This window comes from Catenuloplanes atrovinosus, assembly GCF_031458235.1.
Lineage (GTDB): Bacteria > Actinomycetota > Actinomycetes > Mycobacteriales > Micromonosporaceae > Catenuloplanes > Catenuloplanes atrovinosus.
On the sequence record NZ_JAVDYB010000001.1, the window covers coordinates 4,474,081 to 4,493,881 of the forward strand.

Consider the following 19,801-nt stretch of genomic DNA (forward strand, 5'->3'; position numbering starts at 1 on the left):
ACAGCCGCCCAACGCCACCACTCCGCAGCGGCAGAACAGTGCGACGCGGGCAGTACGAAGCACGGTTGGTTACTTTGCTACAGCACCGGCTGCCGCCGCGCGGAGATGCGGGCCTGGCTGAGCGCAAAGCCCGAGTTCCCGCGGCCAGCCGCGGGATGGTGCGGTAGGCGACGGGCCGGCCGGGGTGTCGGCCGGCCGGCGCGAACGTGTCTCAGTTACCCCAGAAAATGTAGTTGGCGTTGTAGGGAACGCTGGTCTTCTGGCCATCGGTGCAGGCAGCGGACGGGGCCACGCCGCCGAAGGTGTTCATCCGCTGGATGTGGGTCACCCTGCTGAGGAATCCCGTTCCGGTGCGGGTCTTCACCTCGAGCAGCAGCTCGGGGATCGCGCCGGGGACCGGTGAATTGGCCACCGGAGCGGCGGTGATCAGGGAGCCGTCCGAGGTGGACTGCCAGCTCGGGCCGCCGAAGTGGTGAATCTTGCGGTTGGCGCCGTCGTAGAGCTCGGCCTCGGGGGTCGAGGAGCCGGTGAATTTGCCGCCGGAGCAGGTGTAGGTCTGGGTGCCGTTGCCGACCACGAACTGGCCGATGATGGTGAGGCCAGCTGGTGGCTGGAGCGACGGGCCTTCGGCGGCGGAGGCTTGGTAGGTGACCGCGGAGACGCCTGCCGCGACAACGGCGGCTGCGACGAAGGCCATCTTCCGCTTCAGTGTGCGCATGCCCATGGGTACGCACCGCCGGCTGAGATGGATCAACCGCATGCCCCACAAAACGGCGATTTTTCGTAGAGCGTCGCCGTATCCATGGCCGGGCCGCCAGCCCGCTCGGCCGACGGGGCCTCCTCGGTGGTGCCGGAGCGCGGGCATGAACGCGGCCCGTCCGGGTACGCCACCACCCGGACCGGACGCGAGGACGGGACGGTTCGGCACCGACACCCACGGCTACCAGGCCATGCTCGCCGCCGGCCGCAAGCACACCGGCCAGATCTGGGCGGTCGAGGGCTGCAGCGGCATCGGCCGGCAGCGCTGAACCGGGTGCCCGGGCGGGCCCGTCCCGCCCGAGCGACTCGGGCGACTTGGTCGCTTCCGGCCCGGATGATTCTTATTTGCCCGCCATTTTAATTGCCATCGATACCTTGACGTGTTGCGGAACGGCTCGTAACTTGGCGTCATCTTCCGGAAACACTCCGAAATTCTCGGTATCGAGAGGCGGGCTTTCTATGGCTCCGAAGAGGACCGTCGCAGTAGCCGCCGTGATGGTGCTGGCCGCCGCCGGTCTGGCCGCATGCGGGGGCGACGACGGTGGGTCCGGGCCGGACGGCAAGGTGACGATGCAGTTCTGGCACAACGCCACGACCGGGCCCGGCACGGCGTTCTGGGAGAAGACCGTCGCCGACTTCCAGGCCACCCATCCGAATGTCACGATCGAGATCCAGCAGGTGCAGAACGAGGACCTCGACGGCAAGCTTCAGACCGCGCTCAACTCCGGCTCGGCGCCCGACATCTTCCTGCAGCGCGGCGGCGGGAAGATGGACGCGATGGTGGAGGCGGGCCAGCTCAAGGACATCACCGGCGAGATCAGCGCCGAGACCAAGCAGGCCGTGGGGGGCGCCGCCCTGGGGACCGGCGAGGTGGACGGCAAGGTCTACGCCGTACCCGTGTCGATCATGCCCGGGGGTTTCTGGTACAGCAAGAACCTGTTCGCCGAGGCGGGGATCACCACGCCCCCGACCACGATCGACGAGCTGAACACCGCGGTGACCAAGCTCAAGGCGATCGGCGCCCCGATCGCTCTCGGCGGCAAGGACGCCTGGCCGGCGGCTCACTGGTACTACTTCTTCGCCTTGCGCGCGTGCGGTCAGGCCTCGCTCGACGCCGCCGCGAAGCAGAAGAACTTCAGCGATCCGTGCTGGACCAAGGCCGGCAACGACCTCAAGGCGTTCGCTGACACCAAGCCGTTCAACGACGGCTTCCTGACCACCTCCGCCCAACAGGGTGCGGGCAGCTCGGCGGGCCTGGTCGCCAACTACAAGGCCAGCATGGAGTTGATGGGCGCCTGGAATCCGGGCGTGCTCTCCTCGTTGACCAAGGATCAGAAGCCGATGCCCGATCTGGGCTTCTTCCCCTTCCCCGCGGTCCCGGGCGGTCAGGGTGACCCGGCGGCCATCATGGGTGGCGCGGGTGGCTACTCCTGCTCGGCCGAGGCGCCCAAGGAGTGCGTCCAGTTCCTCGACTACCTCGTTACCAAGAACGTGCAGGTCGAGCAGTACAAGGCCTTCAACTCGCTGCCGATCACCAAGGAGGCGCAGAGCGCCGTCACCGAGGACTATCTCAAGGCGGTGCTCGACGCCTACAACAAGGCGCCCTACGTCTCCCAGTGGCTCGACACCGTCTACGGCCAGAACGTGGGCAACGCGCTGAATCTCGGTGTGGTGAACCTGCTGGCCGGCAAGGGAGACGTCGCCGGGATCATCACGGCCGTCAACGACGCGGCGAAGAAGGACTGAGGGTGACGATCACCGAGACCGGTGGTCGCGCACGGAACAGGGGCGGCGACGTGCAGGCGCCGCCCCCGCTCCGTCCCCGCCGGCGCGGCATCGGCTGGGCGCAACGGCTGGAGATCGTGCTGCTGTCCGGCCCGGCGATCCTGATGTTCGTCGGGTTCGTGATCTTCCCGATTCTGATGGCCGCCTACTACGGCTTCTACCGGTGGAAGGGTTTCGGGCCGCCGACCAACTTCGTCGGCCTCGACAACTACGTCACCATCCTCCAGGACACCGCGTTCCGCGAGGCGCTGTGGCACAACGGCATCATCCTCGTGCTGTCGCTGGTCCTCCAGGCGCCGGTGGCCCTCGGCTTCGCCCTGCTGCTCAACCAGAAGATCCGCGGCCAGTCGATCATCCGGGTGCTGATCTTCGTGCCGTACGTGATCGCCGAGGTCATCGTCGGCACGGCCTGGAGCCTGATGCTGCAGACCACCGGCGCGGTCAACGACGTGCTCCGCTCGATCGGGCTGGGCCGGTTCGCCGCGGATTGGCTGGCCGACCCGCGGCTGGCCATCTGGTCCCTGATGCTGATCCTCACCTGGAAATACGTCGGGTTCGCGGTGATCCTGTTCCTGGCCGGCATGCAGAACATCCCGCAGGAACTGTCGGAGGCCGCCGCGGTGGACGGCGCCTCCTACTGGCAGACCCAGTGGCGGATCACCCTGCCGCTGCTCGGGCCGACCCTGCGGATCTGGGCGTTCCTGTCGATCATCGGCTCGCTCCAGGTGTTCGACCTGGTCTACATCATCTGGGGTCAGTACGTCGCCTCGACCGCCGGCACCTCGACGATGGCGACGTACATGGTCGTCGAGGGCCGCAACGCGGGCAACTACGGGTTCGGCAACGCGGTGGCGGTCGTGCTCTTCCTCATCTCCATGATCATCGCGCTGCTCTACCAGCGTTTCGTGCTGCGCCGGGACACCGAGGGCGCGCTTACCGAGGGGCGATAATGGCGCAATCCCGCTGGGGCAACCCCATCGTCTACGCCGCCGCGCTGATGCTGATCGGCGTCATGCTCGGGCCGGTGCTCTACATCATCATCGGCGGGTTCCGGACCAACTCGCAGATCACTACCGACCCGGCCGGGTTTCCCGACCCGTGGGTGCTCAGCAACTACACCGACGTGCTGACCGGCGACACCTTCTGGCGCCAGGTCGGCAACTCGACGATCGCCGCGCTCGCCACCACCGTCGGCGTCGTCGTGCTCGGCGTCATGGCCAGTTACGTCCTGGCCCGGTACCGGTTCCGCGGCCGGGGAGCGATGTACGCGCTGTTCGCCGCCGGGCTGATGTTTCCCGCGACGGTCGCCATCACGCCCCTCTACATCCTGGTGAAGGACCTCGGGCTGGTGAACACGCTGCCCGGCGTCATCCTGCCGCAGATCGCCTTCGGCCTGCCCACGACGATCATCATCCTGGTCCCGTTCCTCCAGGCGATCCCGAAGGAGATCGAGGAGGCCGCCGCCATCGACCGGTGCAGCCGGCTGGGCTTCCTCTGGCGGATGGTGCTCCCGCTCTCGGTGCCCGGCCTGATCACCACCGGGATCCTCGCGTTCATCGGCAGCTGGAACAGCTATCTCCTGCCGTTGTTCATCCTCAACGACCAGGACGGCTTCACGCTGCCGCTGGGCGTGCAGGCCTTCTCCTCGCAGTATTCCGTGGACACCGCGAAGGTGCTGGCCTTCACCTCGTTGTCGATGATCCCGGCACTGGTCTTCTTCAGCCTCTTCGAGCGCCGCATCGTCGGCGGGCTCACCGGCGCGGTCAAGGGGTGAGCCCGCCGGGCTGGATGGATGAGCCCGGCGGCTCGCGGGGTGAGCCCGGCGAGGATCCGGCCCGGTTCGGGTGCACCACGTCCGCCTCCAGGAGATCGGCCCGGGCGGCGGTGTCGGCGCAGAGCAGCGGGATCTCCGTACCCCATTGGCCTTGGAACGCTCCCAACGCGTCGGCCATGGTGCGCTTGGCCGGGTCGTCGACCAGCACGATGGCGAGGAGGAACTGGTTCCAGATCAACAGGAACAGCAGGATGGCCAGCGGCCACAGGGCGGGCATCGCCAGCGGCACGTGCACCCGCCAGAAGATCTGCCAGGTCCCGGCACCGTCGATGCGCGCCGGCGATCAGCGGCAGTTCTCGTGTAGTTCTCCTAGCTAGGAGCGCCGCGCCGGGTGCTGCGGCCGGCCAGTGGCCGGGGCCGGCAGGATCACGTGCGGCAGTAGATTGCGCGGTCCGCCCGCGTCGTATGCCGGTCGCGGCGAGGCCTTCGATCCCCCGGCAGCCGCCGGTCCACTGCTACGGAGGGTGGCCACGGTCGCGGAGGGCTGGTGCCTGAAATGGTGCAATGTGGTTTTGCTCACTCTTTTCCCCCGATGTCTGACGTAACCGCACGGCGTTGCTGACCGTCCTGGTTATTAGATGCTCATCGGTCTACGCCGTCGGCGTCATCGATGTCGACTGCAACGATCACTTGCAGACAGGAGTCGCTCAACCACTTCACCACCCGAAGGGAGGCAGGCGCCACGGAACAGCAGTGCAAGGCGCCGCCGCCGAGGAAGTTCGGACCATTTCCCCACGCGCTTGACATGGTTGCCTCACAAACAACACTGGCTGGTGCCGACGGGGGTCCACTTGGGACTCCAAGAAGGAGTTCCAGGGCGAGTATCGATTCTGCGATGAATTCTTCGGTGGCCCACTCGTGGCATTTACCTTCATCATTGTGCCCGCCGCAGGGCGCTGAGTCGTCGAAGCCGATACGACGTTATCTATAACGCGTCGCCAGGTGCGACGCCGACCGAAACTCGAAACAGGTCGACACTCGGAGGAGGAGAGCTTGATGAGCATTGGCAAGTACGCGAGCCGGATCGCCGTTGGCGTCGCCGCGGCGACCATGGCGGTCCTTGGCCTCGCCCCGGCTCAGCCGGCCCTCGCAGGCACGGAACAGTGCAACGAGGGCTGGTTCTGCATGTGGGAGAACAACCAGTACACCGGGTATTACTACGGCCTGCTCAACGCAGATTCGCCAAACGTCGGCAATGACTTCAACGACAAGATGACTTCGTACTGGAACCGCTCACCGCACACCTACCTGGTATTCTTCGATACCAGCTATGGGGGTGGTTGCTCTAAACTCGGACCGGGTTGGTCGAATCCCGCGGTGAACTGGGGAATGAATGACCAGATAACCTCGGCGCGACGGTGGAGGCCGGGCGACGAAAACACGGTCTGCAATTACCATGGTGGAGTTGACCGAGTATGATCGACCTGCTCAGGAACCTGCCGGTCTGACGTTACGGCGCGGCGTGATCGATAGCGTGGGCCTCCGGTGGGCAGTTCTGCGACCGGAGACCTCAGACCCTGGTAAATAGGGGTGCACGTGGACCCTTGGCGGGCGAGTCGTCATGGCACACTGGACCATCGCGGCGTGGTGTTGTGGGAGACGTTCGCCATCACGCACCGTCCTGCGGCAGGCAGCCGGTGCGCTCGAGGTAGCGAATCGCGTCCACGACGTCGCGGCGCCGGTAGACGGTCGGGGGTCCGCGGATCGAGCGCTGCTTCAGTCACCTTGCTCATACCGAAGGCCCTTCCTCCTCAAGGGGCGCGTCGCCACTCTCTGGGGTCGGCTGCCCTTGCCCAGCCGACCCCGCCGAGGCAATCATCACGGCCGTCCGGGGGCCTGCTCACCGAGTGGGACGCACTCGTCAGGTCGAGGCTGCTGCGGCAACGCTCACCGGGGAACCGTACGACTCCGGTCGGCCGACGCGGCGCTAAACCCGCTGGTAGACATGCGCGCTATCTGGAGAGTGAGAAGGACCGCCGGATCCTGCTCGACGGCCTGCGCGCCGAAGCGTTCACCCATGTGGTCGCGCCGCACCAGGCCGGCGGCAGCGCCCACACCGTCCCGAACGCGATCAGGCTTCGAGCTCGCGTCCGCCGCCGGGCGTGGCTGCCAGCCCAACAGGCGGCGCGCCTTCTCCGGCCCGGCTCAGGTGGGTTTCCTCTACACAGGAGTTCGGCTACCGCGGCATGCGGTTGCTGGATTCGTTCGGCCCAGAGCTCTCCCCACCGGTGCTGCGCGGCGTGGCGTCCGTGTTCCTTCTCATCAGCCGGCGGCGCAGCCACGCCGCGCGGGCCGCGATCGCGTCCCTGGAGATCGCGGCGGACGGCGCCACGACGTCGAACCCGTGGAAACCGCCGGGCCAGACGTGCAACTCACCGCGGCCGCCCGCCTGCCACAGGCGGCTCGCGAAGGCGACGTCCTCGTCCCGGAACGTCTCGGCCGAGCCGACGTCGATGAAGGTGGGTGGCAGGCCGGACAGGTCCGCGGCGCGGGCCGGCGCGGCGTACGGGGACACATCCGGCCCTCCGCGCACGCCCTCGCCGAGAAGCGCGTTCCACCCGGTCTCGTTGGAGCGGTCGTCCCAGACGCCGATACCGCGCATCTGGCGCGCCGAGGGCGAGTCGTTGCGGTCGTCGAGCATGGGGCTCAGGAGCAGCTGTCCCGCGATCGCCGGGCCGCCACGGTCACGTGCCATGAGTGCGACACCCGCGGCCAGTCCACCGCCGGCGCTCATGCCGGCGACGACGACGCGCGCTGGGTCGACGCCGAGCTCGTCGGCGTGCTCCGACAGCCAGCGGAGACCGGCGTAGCTGTCCTCCACCGGACCCGGGTGGGGAGTCTCCGGCGCGAGCCGGTACTCGACCGAGACCACGGCCGCGCCCAGCGGTGCAGCCAGGTCCAGCATCTCCGGGAGGCCGAACCGGTTGTCGCCGACGATCATCCCACCGCCGTGGATGAAGTAGATGGCCGGGGCCGGGGTATGCGCGTGCCGTGGCAGGCAGACGAGTAGCGCGATGTCCGGGGCCCCGGCCGGACCGGGCACGGTCTTCTCGCGCACGAGGTAGGCGCCGTCGCGGGACAGGATGTCGTCGGTCGTGATCGGTACGCCGGGGACGGGCCGGCGCATCTCGGCGATGGTGTCCGGGCGGTACGCGTCCGGGGGGCGAATGCCGGTCAGCACCTCCAGGACGGGGGCGAGCTCTGGATCGAAGGGAGGCGGCGGCCCGACCGGCTGGGCGGGGGACGGTGCGGTGACGTGACTGGTCATGGGGTTCCTCGTCGTCGGTGACTTATCGGGTGTTCCCGCCGGCCGGGCGGCCACGATCTGCTCGACGCCGCCCGGCCGTCGGCTCACACGGTCGGGACCGTGCCGCCGTCGATGACGTACTCGGCGCCCACGACGGCCGAGGCGCGGTCCGACACCAGAAACCCGACCAGGTCGGCGATCTCCTCGGGCTGGGCGAACCGCCCCAGGGGAACCCCGCCGAGGGAGTCGTAGATCGTCTGCTTGGCGGCCTCGCGGGTGAGCCCGTTGCCCTCGGCGATCCGGTCCACGAACCGCTCGTAGGCCTCGGTCTCGATGCCGCCGGGGCTGATCGCGTTGACCCGCACGCCGCGGGGTGCGAGCTCATTGGCGAGACCCTTGCTGTACGTGCGCAGCGCCGCCTTCGCCGCCGCGTACGCCAGCGACGCGTCGTACTGCGGCAGTTCCCGCTGGATCGAGGTGAAGTGCAGCACCACACCCGACCCGGCCGCGGTCATCGCCGGCAGGAGGGCCCGATCGAGACGCACCGCACCCAGGAAGTTGAGGTTCAGTTCGGTCAGCCACTGCTCTTCGGTGATGACCGCGAACCCACCGGACGGCGTCGAGGCGCCCCCGACGACGTGCACGACGATGTCGAGCGGGCCGGCGGCCTCGGCGACGCGGGCCGCCACCAGCTGCGCGCCCTCGACCGTCGATGTGTCTGCCTCGATGAACCGGTCGGGGCGGTCGTACCCGTCGGGCATCGTCCGGGCCGTGGTCCACACGTCGGCGCCCATCTCCCGCAGGCGGGCGACGACGGCCTTGCCCGAACCCTTCGACCCGCCCGTGACGAGCGCGCGGCGGCCGTCGAGACGGTCACGTTCCTTGCTGGACATTCTTCCTCTTCCTTGTGACGGTTCGGCGGTGTGCGGTCCGGCTCAGGCCTGGTGGTTGGCGATGACGAGCTCGGCCACGAGGCCGCCGCGGAGCGTGAAGCGGTAGTCCAGGTCGGCGACGCCGCCGGGGAAGGTGCCCTCCAGACGCAGGGTCACCACCCAGTGGTCCTCGTCGACGCGCCGGGCCCCGATCTGCTCGGTGGTGTACTCGAACTCGGCGCCGGCGTCGCGCACGAACGCGTGCACCTCATCGCGGCCCCGGAAGGTCTCGTTCTGGTCGACCACCACGACGTCCTCGACGAGGAACGACGAGGCAGTGTCGGCGTCGTGCACGATGCTGGCCGCGAGGAAGTCGCGGACCGTGGTCGGGAGGGTGTCGGAGCGAAGGCCGGTGTGTGTCATGCAGTCACCGTGCGGCCTCGCCGGGCCGGAGGGTCAAGCCCTGGACCCTCCCCCTGGGGGAGCCTGCACACTGAGGGGGTGCTGACGATCGGGGAGTTCTCGCGTGTGACCCACCTGAGCGTGCGGACCCTGCGCCGCTACCACGAGGGGGCGCTGCTCGAGCCGGCCGTCGTGGACGACGCGACCGGCTACCGCTACTACTCCGTCGAGCAGATCCCGACCGCGCAGGTCATCAACCGGCTGCGCGAGCTCGACGTCCCCCTGAGCGACGTGCAGCGGATCCTGCGGACGCCGGACCCCGGCGCCCGGTCGGCCCTGGTCGCGGATCACCTACGGCGCCTGGAGGCCGAGCTGGAGCGCACCCGGACCGCGGTCACCGCGCTGCGCCGCCTCCTGCAGCCCGATCCTGCCCCGATCGAGGTCGAGCTACGCGCCGAGCCCGCCCGCGAGGTCGCGGCGGTCGAGGCCGTGATCGGCGATGCCGACGTCGAGGCGTGGTTCGCCGGCGCGATGGCCGAGCTGGAAGCGGCCGTGGGCCCGGCAGCGACCGGACCACCGGGAGGCACCTACGACAACTCCCTGTTCGAGGAGGGCCGCGGCCGGGTGCTGGTCTACCTGCCGACCTCCACCCCGCCGCGCACCGGACGGGTGCACCCCGTGACCCTGCCCGCGGCGGAACTGGCGGTGACCACCCACGTCGGCGAGCACGAGGGCGTGGACGTCACCTACGGCGAGCTCGGTGCGTGGGTCGTGGAGAACGCGATGTCGGTGGCCGGGCCGGTGCGGGAGGTCTACCGCGTGGGCCCCCGGGACGTGAACGATCCGGCCGCTTGGCGCACGGAGATCGGGTGGCCGGTGTTCCGCGTGACATGAAGACTCGCGGACCCGCCTGCCCTCGGGCTGTGCGAGCACTCCCGACGCTTCCGTCTGCGGGCGCGACCGCATCGATGTCCTGCCCGCACGGCTGTCCCGACGATCCGGGCGGCAGCCGTGCGGAACAGCGCCCGGTTGCGTCCGGACTGGCGAATACGTCCGTGCCGTCATAGAGGAGATCGCCCAAGCCCTTGCGGCCGTCACCGGTGAGGCCCCTTGGCCGTGGCTGAAGAAGGCCGCCGTCCGCGCGGAACCGACCGCCGGTCAGGCCCGCTTCTCGGACGCACGAACGCGGGCGCTGGCGTGGGCCGATGAGACGTCCGGGACCCACGCCGACGCGTCCCGTCCACGCCAGCGGATGCGGCTCGCCGGCCAGCCGTGCCGGCGCCGTTCCGGGCCGGGTCGTGATGTCAACCCGGTAGATGTTCGGCGATCAGCGTGCGGATGAAATCGTCGCTGGCCCGGCGGCCGCGCGCGAGACAGAGGTACAGCAGCGGGCCGATGAGCGACGCCGCGACCTCCTCCGCGGGGCGCGTAGTTGTGCTTCCGGCCTGGTGCAGGACGGCGGCGAGCCGTTCCTCGAGGACACCGAAGAGCCGGTCGCGGCGGGAGTTCAGGGCGCCGTCGTCGGCGGCGTCGCGCTGGATCAGCGAGGTGGTCATCCGGGCGGCGGCCGGAGTGGTGAGCTCGTCGGCCAGCCGCCGTAGCTGACCGTGCAGCCACTGCGGCAGCGGCCGTCCCGGCCGCTCGAAGAACGGCAGCGTGAACTCGTCCATGATCTCGTCGCGCAGCGCGTCGACGGTCGCCCAGTGCCGGTAGACCGTGGCCCGGCCGACCCCGGCGCGCTGCGCGACGGCCGCGAAGGTCACTGCGGCCGGGCCCTCGCCGCGCAGAAGCTCGCGAGCCGCGGAGACGATGCGTTCCCGGCTCCGTACCGCTCGGGGGTCGTCGGCGTCCATCAGTCGATTCTATGAGACGACTTGACTCACAAGCGCCCGGTGGCCGATCATCTGCTCTATGAGACATGATGTTTCACAGGTGTCGCCGTGAGGCTGGTCGTCGCCGGCGCGACCGGAGCCACCGGGCGCCACGTCGTCACCCGGGCGTTGCACGCCGGCCACCGGGTCACCGCGCTGGTACGGCGCGACGGCGGCTTCCCCGCACACCCCGACCTGTCGACGACGTACGTGAACGTCGTCGACGACGACACCCGGCTGGCCGGTGTGCTCGCCGAGACCCGCGCCGACGCGATCATCTCCACGCTCGGCAACCCGCTGGCCCGCGCCCCGAAGATCCTCGGCCGGGCCCACCGCACCCTGGTCTCGGCCGCGACCCGGGCGGGCACGCCACGGATCGCCACAATGATCGCCTACGGCAGCGCGGCCACCACCGCGCCGGCGCCACCGGCGATCCGGCTGCTGGCCGCAACCCTGCTCCGCACCGACTTCCGGGACCTCGGCCAGGTCGACGCAGCGCTCGCGGCCAGCGCCCTGAACTGGACCATCATCCACTTCGGGGCGCTCACCGACGACCCGCCCACCGGCCGGTGGACACTGTCGAAACAGCTCACCCGCCCGTCCCGCTACCGCGTCGCCCGTGCCGACGTCGCCGACGCACTGCTGCACGCCGTCACCACCGACGAGTTCCCGCGGTGCCGGACCGTGCTCAGCGGAGCACGGCCATGACCACGCCGACCGTCGTGGTCACCGGCGCCAGCTCCGGCACCGGCGCCGCCGCGGCCCGCCGGCTGCGTTCCCGCGGCGTCCGGGTGATCCTGGTCGGTCGCGACCCGCACCGCACCGCCCGCATCGGCACCGAGCTCGGCGCGCCCGCGATCACCGCCGACTACGCCGATCTGTCATCCGTACGCCTGGCGGCGGAACAGATCGTGCGGCACTCCCCCGTCATCGACGTCCTGGTGTCCAACGCCGGCGGCGCGATCGGCGCGCCCGCGCCGACCGGTGACGGCAACGAGGCGAACTACCAGGTCAACGCGCTCGCACCGGTGCTGCTGGAGACACTGCTCCTGCCGGCACTGCGGCGCGCACGCGTACCGCGTCTGGTGTCCACGTCCTCCCGCTCGCACCGTGCCGCGACCCTTACGCCCGGGCGGGTCACCGCGCAGCTTGACGACCCGGCCGGGCTGGGAGCCCACGCGCGCTACGCCCGGGCCAAACTCGCCGGCCTGCTTCTGCACGCGGGCATGCGCCGCCGGGTGCCGGAGCTGGTGATCGTCGACGTGCATCCCGGGCTGGTCGCCACCGACTTCGGCCGCTATCTGGGGCGCACCGGCGCGGTGCTCAAGGTGCTCGCCCGGCCGGTGCTCAGTTCGCCCGAAACCGCCGCCGCCCACCTGCTGCGCCCGGCGCTGCATCCCGGCCACGACGCCGCCTACTACCACCGTGACCGGCCACGCGACCCGTCGCCGCTCGTCGCCGACCCGGAGCTGCAACGGCAGGTCTGGGCCGACGCCCGTACCCGGATCGAGGAACTTCTGCCATGACCCCGCGTGACCGTCTCCAGTGGCTGCTGATGCACGGCGTGCTCGCCCTGCCCGCCCCGGTCAAGCGCCGGCTGGCCGGCCCGGCGGTGACCGAGGGACCAGCACCGCTCGACCTCGACGCGCACCTGCTGATCACCATGACCGGCCGGGCCGGCTACCGGCTGGTCGTCGAGGACTCCGCGCCCGCCTCCCGCGCCGCCCTGCGCGCCGGTGCGAACGCGCTGCGCGGACGCCGTCTGCCGGTCACCGCCACCCCCATCACGGTCGACGGCATCGCCGCCCGCCTCCACACGCCGCGGGCGTCTCCGGCACCGGGACCGCTGTTGCTGTTCCTGCACGGCGGCGGCTGGGCGATCGGCGACCTGGACGTCTACGACTACCCGGCACGGTTCCTCGCCCACCATGCCGGCATCCGGGTGCTCAGCATCGACTACCGCCTCGCGCCCGAGCACCCGTACCCGGCCGGGCTGGACGACGCGGCCACCGCCTTCGACTGGGCCGTGCGCAACGCCCACACCCTCGGCGCGGACCCGCACCGCATCGCCGTCGGCGGCGACAGCGCCGGGGCCACTCTCGCCGCCGCGCTCAGCCATCGGCTCAGCGACCGTCCCGGCCCCCGGCCGGTCTTCCAGATGCTGCTCTACCCCGCCACCGACCTGCACGGCAGCACCCCGTCCCGGCGGCAGTTCGCCGACGGCTACCTGCTCACGCACGCCGACATCCAATGGCTGTACGACGCCTACGCCGGCAGCACACCGCGTACCGACCCGGGGCTGTCCGTCCGGTACGCCGACCCGGCCGGCGGGCTGCCCCCCACCTACCTGGCCACCGCCGGGTACGACCCGCTGCGCGACGAGGGCCAGGCCTACGCCGCCGCCCTCGCCGCCCACGGTGTCACCGTCGAGCACGCCCGCTTCGACGGCCTCGTCCACGGCTATCTCGCCTTCGCCGGGCTCAGCCGGCCGTTCCGGCAGGCCGCACTGCATGCCGCCCACGCGCTACGCGACGGTGTCCAGTAGCGGCGGCGCTCAGCGGGAGGTCGCGGCGATCGCTGCGTACCTGCGGTCCGGGCAGGCGACGTGATTCGATCAGACCGGCCTTCGCCAGGCACGCGAAGAACTCGTCGACCGGCCGGCGGTACGCGGGGTGACCGCGTGGGCGAAGACGGCCACCGTGTCGTCGCTGTCGAAGAAGCCGATCACCAGGCTCCCGCCCGGATCGGGCATCCGGCGGTATCCGGCCTTCTCGACCCGCAACCGCACCCCCTACGCCTGGCTGCCGGACAGTGACATCCAGCCCCACAACCTCGTCTCCGCGATCGTCGGCACCGTCCGCCACGTGAGCTACGGCCACCGTGCCCACACCAGGATCAAACCTGGGACCTCCGCTGTGTGAAAGTGGTAAGGCTGAGCTGCTGAGCAGCACAAATGCATATAAGCCATCACCGGGCTCCGACCCGGCGGTGCGGTTGCCGTCTCCTGCACCGTGCCGCAGCCCGACCTCACCCTGCACCGACATGAGAACCGTCGATTTCCGTGCATCGCGGCATCAGACGGCGGGCAGCAGCAGCGTCTCGACGAGCACCCACAGAGCGACCACGGTGACCACGATGAAGGCGACGACGTACGTCTCGTACCAGCGATAGAAGTTCCGCAAGCTCGGCGGGTGACGGAAACCCGGACCGACCGCCTCGTCCAGCAGCCGGCACTCCTCGCTGCGATAGTGGAACCAGCTCATCACCCCGATCGACACCATCAGCACCGAGAACGCCGCGACGATCGTCACCAGGCACAGCAGCGCGATGATGCCCGACCGCGCCGTCCCCGGATCGATCCCCCACGACCGGTACCCGACGAAGATCGCCAGAATCCCCCCGGTTAGCGTCGACGCGAGCGCCTGGTAGACCCCCATGAAGCGGTACACGTTCTCATTCGCGGCGCTGAGCTGCTGAAGGATGTACTGATACCTGGCGAGCCGAAAGTCGGCCAGCCCCTCCGCCATTCCCGGACCCGACCGGCTGACCTGATAGGCCCGCGATCCGGTGGCCATCCGCCGCCTCACCGCCCGGTTCCCTCCACTCCGTCGGACGGTCGGCGCAGATAGATCATCTCCATTCGCTCGGTACCGCCACCTGCCACCGGAACGGCACAGCGCCCGTCACCGTCATCGTCCAGGTGCCTTTTGTCCATGAGATCCAGCAGCTCGGGAATATCGATCCCCCACTCCTCGGAGATGGCCTTCACCACCAGGCCGATGGATCCGAAGTTACCGGAGTCGTACCACCACACCCGGGCGTCCCAGCCACTACCGTTCGGTTCCGCGTCGGCGAACCGTTCGTCCTTCGGCGATGCCAGCACCTCCTCGGGGAAGTTCCAGGCCGAGTAGAGGCTGACGATCAGGCAGTCGTCATCGAACAGCAGCTCCCTGCCGTCGCGGGTCAGGAACAGCGGATGCTGGCCGTCTGGGTAGCAGTCGAAGAAGCCGCCCGGCGCCAGGTAGATCTGCTGCCGATCCGCGACCCAGCGGTGCAGCGCGGGCAGGTCTAGCAAGCTTTCCGCACTTGAGGCGCACGGCAGGCCGGCAGCTTGGGCATTGAACGCCCGGGCCACCATGCCGATCATGTGGCGGGATTCGTTGCCGGCATCGTCCAACTCGGCCGCCTGGGACTCGGCCCAGGCGGTCAGGAGGCCGGGCGGGGCACTCGGCCAGGACCTCAGCCGGTCAGCGGTAAGGGGATCTCCCGCGAAGGCCCCCAACGACTCCTGAACCGTCGACGAGCGGAGTCCACCCACGTACACATGTGATTGGCACAGCGCTAAGAGCGCCATCCCGTCGGCGCCCTCCCAGTTGGATGCCAGCACGGCGCGGCCGACGATGCGCTGTGACTCGTCGCGTAGCGTCTGGGAGCGTTCCAGAAAGCGCTTGTGGAACACGTCGAGAGTCAGCCGCTGTTTGTAGCTGTCGTCCGGACGGCGATACAGCCGGTCGAAGAGCTCCGACTCGGAAATAGTCATCCAGTCGTCCGCCGACACCAGTCGCACCGGCCGCGCGTCGTCCGGACCCTGAACGTCGATGTCGACCCGGGCCAGCGCGCACAGCGGCAGGACGAGGGCATGCAGGTGCTCGGTGTGGCTCAGGCGGCGGCTGCTGTTGCGGAACAGGCCCTTCACCGAGCGCGGGTCGAGCCGCAGGCGTGCCGTAACGACAGTGCCCGCCTGCCGGAGCCGTTCGGCCGGTTCGGCCACGCGCAGGAGCGGCCGGGCCGCGACCCCGTCGGTGAACTCCAGCACGTGAGTGTCGCGGGGCGCCTCGTCGACCGCGAGGCTGCGAACGCTCACCTGATCGGCGACCATGAAGACGGCGAAGAAACCGATACCAAAGCGACCGGTCGGCGCGAACCCTGCGAGACCCGGGCTCTCGATGAGCGCATCGGCCGACCGCCAGTGTGAGTGGCCGAAATCGGTCAGCACCGACACCATGGTGTCCGGCCCCATGCCGATCCCCTGATCGCTGACGGTAAGCACCCACCCGTCCCCGTCATCGTGGAGGCAAATGGTGACCGCGCTCGCCTCGGCCTCGTCACGTGCCGCGCGCGCACGGGTGGCATCGGAGGCGTTCGCCACGAGCTCACGCAGGGCGATGTCGGGCCGGTTACCGTAGAGCTTGTCGCCGCCGAGGTTGCCGACCAGCTTGTTCACGTCGGACACCCGGATGCGCGCGTCGATCGGCTGCCACCGGTCGGTTCTGATGTAGTCGGCGAACCGGCCGGGAGCTCCGGCACCCGCCACCGAGCGGACCCTGAACCGCAGATGCCCGAGATCGGCGCGGAGGGCGTCCACCCGCCGGAGCTCGGAGTCGACGGTATTGACCGTCTCGTAGGCGAGCCACCAAGCGGCAGCCTGCTCCCCAGTGAACGGGCGCTTCGAGGTGTAGACCAGCCGATCCCCGTCGGCATACGGACTGACCATCAGCTCTTGAAAGACCCAGTGATCCACGGCTACCCCGTCGGGGCGGCGAAGGGCATGCAGGTAGCTCGGCGCCCTACTGCTGTCGATGTGTGCGGCGTCGGCGAGTCGCAGGATGCAGGCGATCTTGAGTCCGTCGACCGTCCATTCTGTCGGGTGCTCGGCCAGTGGTCCCAGCGGTCTCTCGAACATCCGCTGGAGGTCCGCGACGTCCCGCCAGTGGCTGGCTGCGATCTTGCCGATCAGGTCGCCCCAGGAGAGCCGGAGGTCGCTGTCCTGCAGCAGATGGTCGGTGCTCCCGTCGGGCAGCCGCAAGGGTGTGCGCAACAGCTCCGGCCCGCGCTCGGCGTGCCGACGTCGCAGGAACTCGGTAAGCGCCGTGTTTTCGGCGTGCTCCGCCACGCGCCGCTCGTCCGCGGACGGGTCCACCTCCCGCAGGCGGTCCGAGGCGCGCGCCAACAGGCCCGCGAAGATCGGGTGGGCCCGGATCTCCTCCATACCGTTCTGATAGGAGGACAGGCCCATGCCGAGGTCGTGCATGAGAAAGGCCCCGCCGAGCACGAAGGCCTCGGCGGGGTTCACCTCGAAGTCGTCTCCGCAGACGATCGAGGCCGTCTTCCAGAGGGCGTCGATGTGATCGATGGAGTGGTCCGTGAACATCGGCATCGACAGCGCGATGTCGCCCGCGATGGGCACCACACGCCGGCGGAACTGCTGGTAGGCGGACCTCAGCCGGTCCCGCTGATCATGCCAGGGGTCGTTCGGAACCTCCGCCAGGGTTCTCCGCCACAGTGCACTCGCCTCGTACGAAGTCTGATCGGAAGCGCTCGGCACCGGCCACTCCTCGGCATTCGCGGGAGCACCACCCTATTGGACTCTCCGGTCGCCGGATAGACGCTCGATCAGAGGACGATGACGATCTTGCCGGTGCGGGTGTTGGATTCCGTCAGGCGGTGGGCGTCGGGGGACGTGGTGGACCTCGCGATCGAGCGGCACCGCCGCGCCCGCGCTGACCGGCCGGCGGGGGCATCATGCCGCCTGGTTCGCGGCGCTCGCCCGCTGAGCCACACGGACATACCGCGAAACGTGTCCGATGCTGATCCTCGGCGCGGGCATCGGCCTCGCCATCACCAGGAACCGCATCACCCGGCTCATCGCCGCCACCGCGCTCGGCCTCAGGCCGTGGCAAGCCAAGGGGGGCGAAGATCGCTCGTCGCGCCCGTCACGGGGAGCGTCGGACACGTCGCAAAACGATAATGGACTATCATTTGAGAGAGGAGTATGTTTTGGGAGCGCGAAGCGCATTCGATCGGGAGGAGCGATCTTGCTGTCCGAGACCCATCCGAACGCCCTGTGGCTGTCCGAGCTCTACCGGGGCGGTGCGGCGATCACCCAGGATCCGACCCTCAGTGAGGAAGAACGGCTGGCGCGGCAACAACAGCACGTCAACGAGGTCATGAAGCGGATGTCACCCGACTTCGTCATCCACACCGGCGGGGTGCGCCTGGCGGCGACCGGGGGGATGGGCTTCCTCCGCCGCTACACCAAGCGCAGAGAGAGCCTGGCCGACGCCAACGTCGAGCCCCTGGGGTTCGACCAGATCCTCGCCGACGACTACTACGGCATCGTCCACGGGAACTTCCGCACGTCGCGTGGCGACCGGATCTGGACTCGGGTCGGCATGGGCGCGTGGCGCTTCGTCGACGGCGTGGCCGTCGAGCACTGGGAACTCGCCGACGGGTACACCTGGGACGAGTTCTACCTCGCCGGTGACCCCACACCGTTCACCGGATCGGCCGAGGAATTCTGGACCCGCGGCGTCTGACCGCGAGCGCCACAGGCACGCCCGGCCGCGCTCGCATGACCCGGCGGGCCCCGTGCAGGGGAATGGCGCCGGCCGGCGAGCGCGTGGAGATGGAGAACTGCATCGTCCTGTCCTTCCGGGACGGCCGCATCAGCCGGTATGTCGAGTACATCGGCCGGTACGAAGGCATCGATCTGGGGATCGTCAGCGGTCGCATGCGGGAGAAGCCCCGGTCGGCCGCATAGCGCTCCGGCGCGACCCGCCCGGGCTCGGCGCGGTGGCGAGGGATGCGCGACGCGGACGTTTCGGGGGCCGCGCGCGGCGGCCCCCGAAACGGTCAGGCGCGGGCGATCGCGTTCTCCAGGTCGAGTTCGCCGTCGGGGGACTGTGCTCCGGCCTGGACGGCGCGGGCGACCTTGGCCACGATCTCCTCCGGCGCGGGATAGACCGCGGCGAGGGCCGCGCCCTCCCGGCCCAGCGCCGCCGCGAGGTCGTCCGGCAGGAGCGCGCCGTCGACGGCCTGCTTGGCCGCCGTGATCTGCTCCGGGCGCCGTGCGGCGATGGTGCGGGCGACGGCGTCGACGGTGGCGTCCAGTTCCTCCGGCGGCACGGCCCGGTTGATCCAGCCGTAGAGTTCCGCGGTGCGCGCGTCGTAGAGGTCGCCGGTGAGGATCACCTCCAGCGCCCGGGCCCGGCCGGTCAGCCGCGGCAGCAGTTGCGTGCCGCCGCCGCCGGGGATGATGCCGATCCGGCTCTCCACCTGGGACAGCCAGGTCTGGCCGGCGGCCGCGAAGCGCAGGTCGGTGGCCATGGCGAACTCGTTGCCGCCGCCGCGCAGCCGGCCGCGCAGCTTGGCGATGGTGAGCTGGGGCAGCGACCGCAGCGCCAGGTGCAGCGACTGCATCGGGTTCAGCGTGCCGTCGCCCGGCACCAGGCCGGCCAGGGCGGCGAAGCGCTCGGGGTGCTCCATGAACTCGAAGTCCACGTGGGCCAGGAAGAAGTCGGGGTTGGCGCTCTGGAACACGATGACGCGCACCGAGGAGTCGTCGCGGACCGTGCCGATGAAGTGGCCGAGGTCCCCGATGAGGGTCGTGTCCAGGAGGTTCACCGGAGGGTGGTCGATGGTCACCTGAGCGACGCCGTCGGCCACCGTGACCTGCAGTGCCTTGTAGTCGTACATGAGCTGTCTCCTCCCCTGCGGGCTGGATTGGTAAAGCCAACTTAGCCAACCTGGGTTTGGATGTCAAAGTGAGCTATGCTGCGGGCATGTCACCGAGGAACCCGCCGGAGCTGTGCTCGATGGCCCGCGCCCTGGACGTGGTGGGCGACCGCTGGACCTTCCTGATCCTGCGCGAGGCCATGGCGGGCAGCCGGCGGTTCTCCGAGTTCCGCGCCGCGCTGGGCATCTCCACCGACGTGCTCGCGGCGCGGTTGGCCGCCCTCGTCGGCTCCGGGGTGCTGGAGCGCAGCAGGTACCAGCAGGCGGGCAGCAGACCACGGGACGAGTACGTGCTGACGACGGCCGGCCGGCAACTCGTCGTCGTCCTGGCCTCGCTGCAACAGTGGGGTGACGCGCACGCGCCCGGCTCGATCCCGTCCATCCGGTTCACCGACGAGGCCGGCGAGCCCGTGCACGTCGGCTTCCTCAACGACGCCGGCGTTCCCATCGACGACACCGAGGTACACGCGCGGCGGCCCGGCCGCTGAACCGAACCGCCCGGCCCGGTGGCGACACC

General features: G+C 69.7%; 22 protein-coding genes. 13 read left to right on the forward strand and 9 right to left on the reverse strand.

All coding sequences use genetic code 11. The features are described from left to right. Nucleotides 1–211: 211 nt before the first annotated feature. Complete coding sequence (locus tag J2S41_RS19970; protein ID WP_310364750.1) at nucleotides 212–724, reverse strand: DUF3455 domain-containing protein; 513 nt, start codon at nucleotides 722–724, stop codon at nucleotides 212–214. A 139-nt stretch (nucleotides 725–863) separates the two neighbouring features. On the opposite strand from J2S41_RS19970, the gene J2S41_RS19975 reads away from it, so the two are divergent. The 4 genes from J2S41_RS19975 (at nucleotide 864) to J2S41_RS19990 (ending at nucleotide 4,318) form a co-directional block, all read left to right on the forward strand. Then, nucleotides 864–1,028, forward strand: coding sequence for a hypothetical protein (locus tag J2S41_RS19975; RefSeq protein ID WP_310369419.1), 165 nt, complete (start codon nucleotides 864–866; stop codon nucleotides 1,026–1,028). Between the two features lie 190 nt (nucleotides 1,029–1,218). Further along, the gene (locus tag J2S41_RS19980; protein ID WP_310369420.1) at nucleotides 1,219–2,505 is read left to right on the forward strand and encodes an ABC transporter substrate-binding protein; all 1,287 of its coding nucleotides are present in this window, start codon (nucleotides 1,219–1,221) and stop codon (nucleotides 2,503–2,505) included. Between the two features lie 8 nt (nucleotides 2,506–2,513). Then, complete coding sequence (locus J2S41_RS19985) at nucleotides 2,514–3,494, forward strand: carbohydrate ABC transporter permease (RefSeq protein WP_374728258.1); 981 nt, start codon at nucleotides 2,514–2,516, stop codon at nucleotides 3,492–3,494. Further along, nucleotides 3,494–4,318, forward strand: coding sequence for a carbohydrate ABC transporter permease (locus J2S41_RS19990; protein WP_310369422.1), 825 nt, complete (start codon nucleotides 3,494–3,496; stop codon nucleotides 4,316–4,318). The genes J2S41_RS19985 and J2S41_RS19990 overlap by 1 nt, the downstream gene beginning before the upstream one ends. On the opposite strand, the gene J2S41_RS19995 is transcribed toward J2S41_RS19990, so the two are convergent. Next, nucleotides 4,308–4,649: an ABC transporter permease subunit gene (locus tag J2S41_RS19995; protein WP_310376424.1), complete on the reverse strand. Its 342-nt coding sequence runs from the start codon at nucleotides 4,647–4,649 to the stop codon at nucleotides 4,308–4,310. The genes J2S41_RS19990 and J2S41_RS19995 overlap by 11 nt on opposite strands. Before the next feature lie 725 nt (nucleotides 4,650–5,374). Here J2S41_RS19995 and J2S41_RS20000 point away from each other — a divergent pair. Further along, the gene (locus J2S41_RS20000) at nucleotides 5,375–5,797 is read left to right on the forward strand and encodes a peptidase inhibitor family I36 protein (protein WP_310369423.1); all 423 of its coding nucleotides are present in this window, start codon (nucleotides 5,375–5,377) and stop codon (nucleotides 5,795–5,797) included. A 757-nt stretch (nucleotides 5,798–6,554) separates the two neighbouring features. Here J2S41_RS20000 and J2S41_RS20005 read toward each other — a convergent pair. From J2S41_RS20005 to J2S41_RS20015, 3 genes are all read right to left on the reverse strand, one after another. Beyond that, the gene (locus tag J2S41_RS20005; protein WP_310369424.1) at nucleotides 6,555–7,646 is read right to left on the reverse strand and encodes an alpha/beta hydrolase; all 1,092 of its coding nucleotides are present in this window, start codon (nucleotides 7,644–7,646) and stop codon (nucleotides 6,555–6,557) included. A gap of 83 nt (nucleotides 7,647–7,729) precedes the next feature. Then, on the reverse strand, nucleotides 7,730–8,518 hold the full coding sequence (locus J2S41_RS20010) for an SDR family oxidoreductase (protein WP_310369425.1): 789 nt from the start codon (nucleotides 8,516–8,518) through the stop codon (nucleotides 7,730–7,732). 42 nt (nucleotides 8,519–8,560) lie between these two features. Next, nucleotides 8,561–8,920: a nuclear transport factor 2 family protein gene (locus tag J2S41_RS20015; protein ID WP_310369426.1), complete on the reverse strand. Its 360-nt coding sequence runs from the start codon at nucleotides 8,918–8,920 to the stop codon at nucleotides 8,561–8,563. Between the two features lie 78 nt (nucleotides 8,921–8,998). Here J2S41_RS20015 and J2S41_RS20020 point away from each other — a divergent pair, with 78 nt between their 5' ends. Further along, nucleotides 8,999–9,793: a MerR family transcriptional regulator gene (locus tag J2S41_RS20020; RefSeq protein WP_310369427.1), complete on the forward strand. Its 795-nt coding sequence runs from the start codon at nucleotides 8,999–9,001 to the stop codon at nucleotides 9,791–9,793. A 410-nt stretch (nucleotides 9,794–10,203) separates the two neighbouring features. Here the strand turns inward: J2S41_RS20020 and J2S41_RS20025 are convergent, their stop codons facing one another. Next, on the reverse strand, nucleotides 10,204–10,752 hold the full coding sequence (locus tag J2S41_RS20025) for a TetR/AcrR family transcriptional regulator (protein WP_310369428.1): 549 nt from the start codon (nucleotides 10,750–10,752) through the stop codon (nucleotides 10,204–10,206). Nucleotides 10,753–10,839: 87 nt separating this feature from the next. On the opposite strand from J2S41_RS20025, the gene J2S41_RS20030 reads away from it, so the two are divergent. From J2S41_RS20030 to J2S41_RS20045, 4 genes are all read left to right on the forward strand, one after another. After that, nucleotides 10,840–11,478: an NAD(P)-dependent oxidoreductase gene (locus J2S41_RS20030; protein ID WP_310369429.1), complete on the forward strand. Its 639-nt coding sequence runs from the start codon at nucleotides 10,840–10,842 to the stop codon at nucleotides 11,476–11,478. Continuing rightward, nucleotides 11,475–12,296, forward strand: a complete 822-nt coding sequence (locus J2S41_RS20035) for an SDR family NAD(P)-dependent oxidoreductase (protein ID WP_310369430.1) — start codon at nucleotides 11,475–11,477, stop codon at nucleotides 12,294–12,296. The genes J2S41_RS20030 and J2S41_RS20035 overlap by 4 nt, the downstream gene beginning before the upstream one ends. Continuing rightward, nucleotides 12,293–13,315: an alpha/beta hydrolase gene (locus J2S41_RS20040; protein ID WP_310369431.1), complete on the forward strand. Its 1,023-nt coding sequence runs from the start codon at nucleotides 12,293–12,295 to the stop codon at nucleotides 13,313–13,315. The genes J2S41_RS20035 and J2S41_RS20040 overlap by 4 nt, the downstream gene beginning before the upstream one ends. A 127-nt stretch (nucleotides 13,316–13,442) precedes the next feature. After that, a complete protein-coding gene (locus J2S41_RS20045; protein WP_310369432.1) occupies nucleotides 13,443–13,691 on the forward strand; it encodes a hypothetical protein in 249 nt (82 codons plus the stop codon). Between the two features lie 153 nt (nucleotides 13,692–13,844). On the opposite strand, the gene J2S41_RS20050 is transcribed toward J2S41_RS20045, so the two are convergent. After that, nucleotides 13,845–14,345 carry a hypothetical protein gene (locus tag J2S41_RS20050; RefSeq protein WP_310369433.1) on the reverse strand — a complete coding sequence of 167 codons (501 nt, stop codon included), beginning with the start codon at nucleotides 14,343–14,345 and terminating at the stop codon, nucleotides 13,845–13,847. Between the two features lie 8 nt (nucleotides 14,346–14,353). Continuing rightward, on the reverse strand, nucleotides 14,354–17,095 hold the full coding sequence (locus J2S41_RS20055) for an HD domain-containing protein (RefSeq protein ID WP_310369434.1): 2,742 nt from the start codon (nucleotides 17,093–17,095) through the stop codon (nucleotides 14,354–14,356). Nucleotides 17,096–17,354: 259 nt separating this feature from the next. Here J2S41_RS20055 and J2S41_RS20060 point away from each other — a divergent pair, with 259 nt between their 5' ends. Both J2S41_RS20060 and J2S41_RS20065 read left to right on the forward strand, forming a co-directional pair. Further along, entirely contained in the window at nucleotides 17,355–18,086 is a 732-nt protein-coding gene (locus J2S41_RS20060) for a hypothetical protein (protein WP_310369435.1), read from the forward strand. Nucleotides 18,087–18,148: 62 nt separating this feature from the next. Beyond that, nucleotides 18,149–18,310 (forward strand): nuclear transport factor 2-like protein, encoded by a 162-nt coding sequence (locus tag J2S41_RS20065; protein ID WP_310369436.1) that lies wholly within the window; start codon nucleotides 18,149–18,151, stop codon nucleotides 18,308–18,310. 92 nt (nucleotides 18,311–18,402) lie between these two features. Here J2S41_RS20065 and J2S41_RS20070 read toward each other — a convergent pair whose 3' ends face one another. Next, a complete protein-coding gene (locus J2S41_RS20070; RefSeq protein WP_310369437.1) occupies nucleotides 18,403–19,245 on the reverse strand; it encodes an enoyl-CoA hydratase/isomerase family protein in 843 nt (280 codons plus the stop codon). An 86-nt stretch (nucleotides 19,246–19,331) separates the two neighbouring features. Between J2S41_RS20070 and J2S41_RS20075 the strand changes: the two genes are divergently transcribed. Then, nucleotides 19,332–19,772, forward strand: coding sequence for a winged helix-turn-helix transcriptional regulator (locus J2S41_RS20075; protein WP_310369438.1), 441 nt, complete (start codon nucleotides 19,332–19,334; stop codon nucleotides 19,770–19,772). Nucleotides 19,773–19,801 lie beyond the last annotated feature (29 nt).

What these genes read in the sequence shown, in the direction of transcription:
- J2S41_RS19980 (WP_310369420.1), top strand. Translation starts at nt 1,219, where the DNA reads ATGGCTCCGAAGAGGACCGTCGCAGTAGCCGCCGTGATGGTGCTGGCC.
- J2S41_RS20035 (WP_310369430.1), top strand. Translation starts at nt 11,475, where the DNA reads ATGACCACGCCGACCGTCGTGGTCACCGGCGCCAGCTCCGGCACCGGC.
- J2S41_RS20005 (WP_310369424.1), bottom strand. Translation starts at nt 7,646, where the DNA reads ATGACCAGTCACGTCACCGCACCGTCCCCCGCCCAGCCGGTCGGGCCG.
- J2S41_RS19975 (WP_310369419.1), top strand. Translation starts at nt 864, where the DNA reads ATGAACGCGGCCCGTCCGGGTACGCCACCACCCGGACCGGACGCGAGG.
- J2S41_RS19970 (WP_310364750.1), bottom strand. Translation starts at nt 724, where the DNA reads ATGGGCATGCGCACACTGAAGCGGAAGATGGCCTTCGTCGCAGCCGCC.
- J2S41_RS19990 (WP_310369422.1), top strand. Translation starts at nt 3,494, where the DNA reads ATGGCGCAATCCCGCTGGGGCAACCCCATCGTCTACGCCGCCGCGCTG.
- J2S41_RS20060 (WP_310369435.1), top strand. Translation starts at nt 17,355, where the DNA reads ATGCTGATCCTCGGCGCGGGCATCGGCCTCGCCATCACCAGGAACCGC.
- J2S41_RS20065 (WP_310369436.1), top strand. Translation starts at nt 18,149, where the DNA reads ATGGCGCCGGCCGGCGAGCGCGTGGAGATGGAGAACTGCATCGTCCTG.
- J2S41_RS20040 (WP_310369431.1), top strand. Translation starts at nt 12,293, where the DNA reads ATGACCCCGCGTGACCGTCTCCAGTGGCTGCTGATGCACGGCGTGCTC.
- J2S41_RS20050 (WP_310369433.1), bottom strand. Translation starts at nt 14,345, where the DNA reads ATGGCCACCGGATCGCGGGCCTATCAGGTCAGCCGGTCGGGTCCGGGA.
- J2S41_RS20025 (WP_310369428.1), bottom strand. Translation starts at nt 10,752, where the DNA reads ATGGACGCCGACGACCCCCGAGCGGTACGGAGCCGGGAACGCATCGTC.
- J2S41_RS20015 (WP_310369426.1), bottom strand. Translation starts at nt 8,920, where the DNA reads ATGACACACACCGGCCTTCGCTCCGACACCCTCCCGACCACGGTCCGC.
- J2S41_RS20010 (WP_310369425.1), bottom strand. Translation starts at nt 8,518, where the DNA reads ATGTCCAGCAAGGAACGTGACCGTCTCGACGGCCGCCGCGCGCTCGTC.
- J2S41_RS20070 (WP_310369437.1), bottom strand. Translation starts at nt 19,245, where the DNA reads ATGTACGACTACAAGGCACTGCAGGTCACGGTGGCCGACGGCGTCGCT.
- J2S41_RS20000 (WP_310369423.1), top strand. Translation starts at nt 5,375, where the DNA reads ATGAGCATTGGCAAGTACGCGAGCCGGATCGCCGTTGGCGTCGCCGCG.
- J2S41_RS20075 (WP_310369438.1), top strand. Translation starts at nt 19,332, where the DNA reads ATGTCACCGAGGAACCCGCCGGAGCTGTGCTCGATGGCCCGCGCCCTG.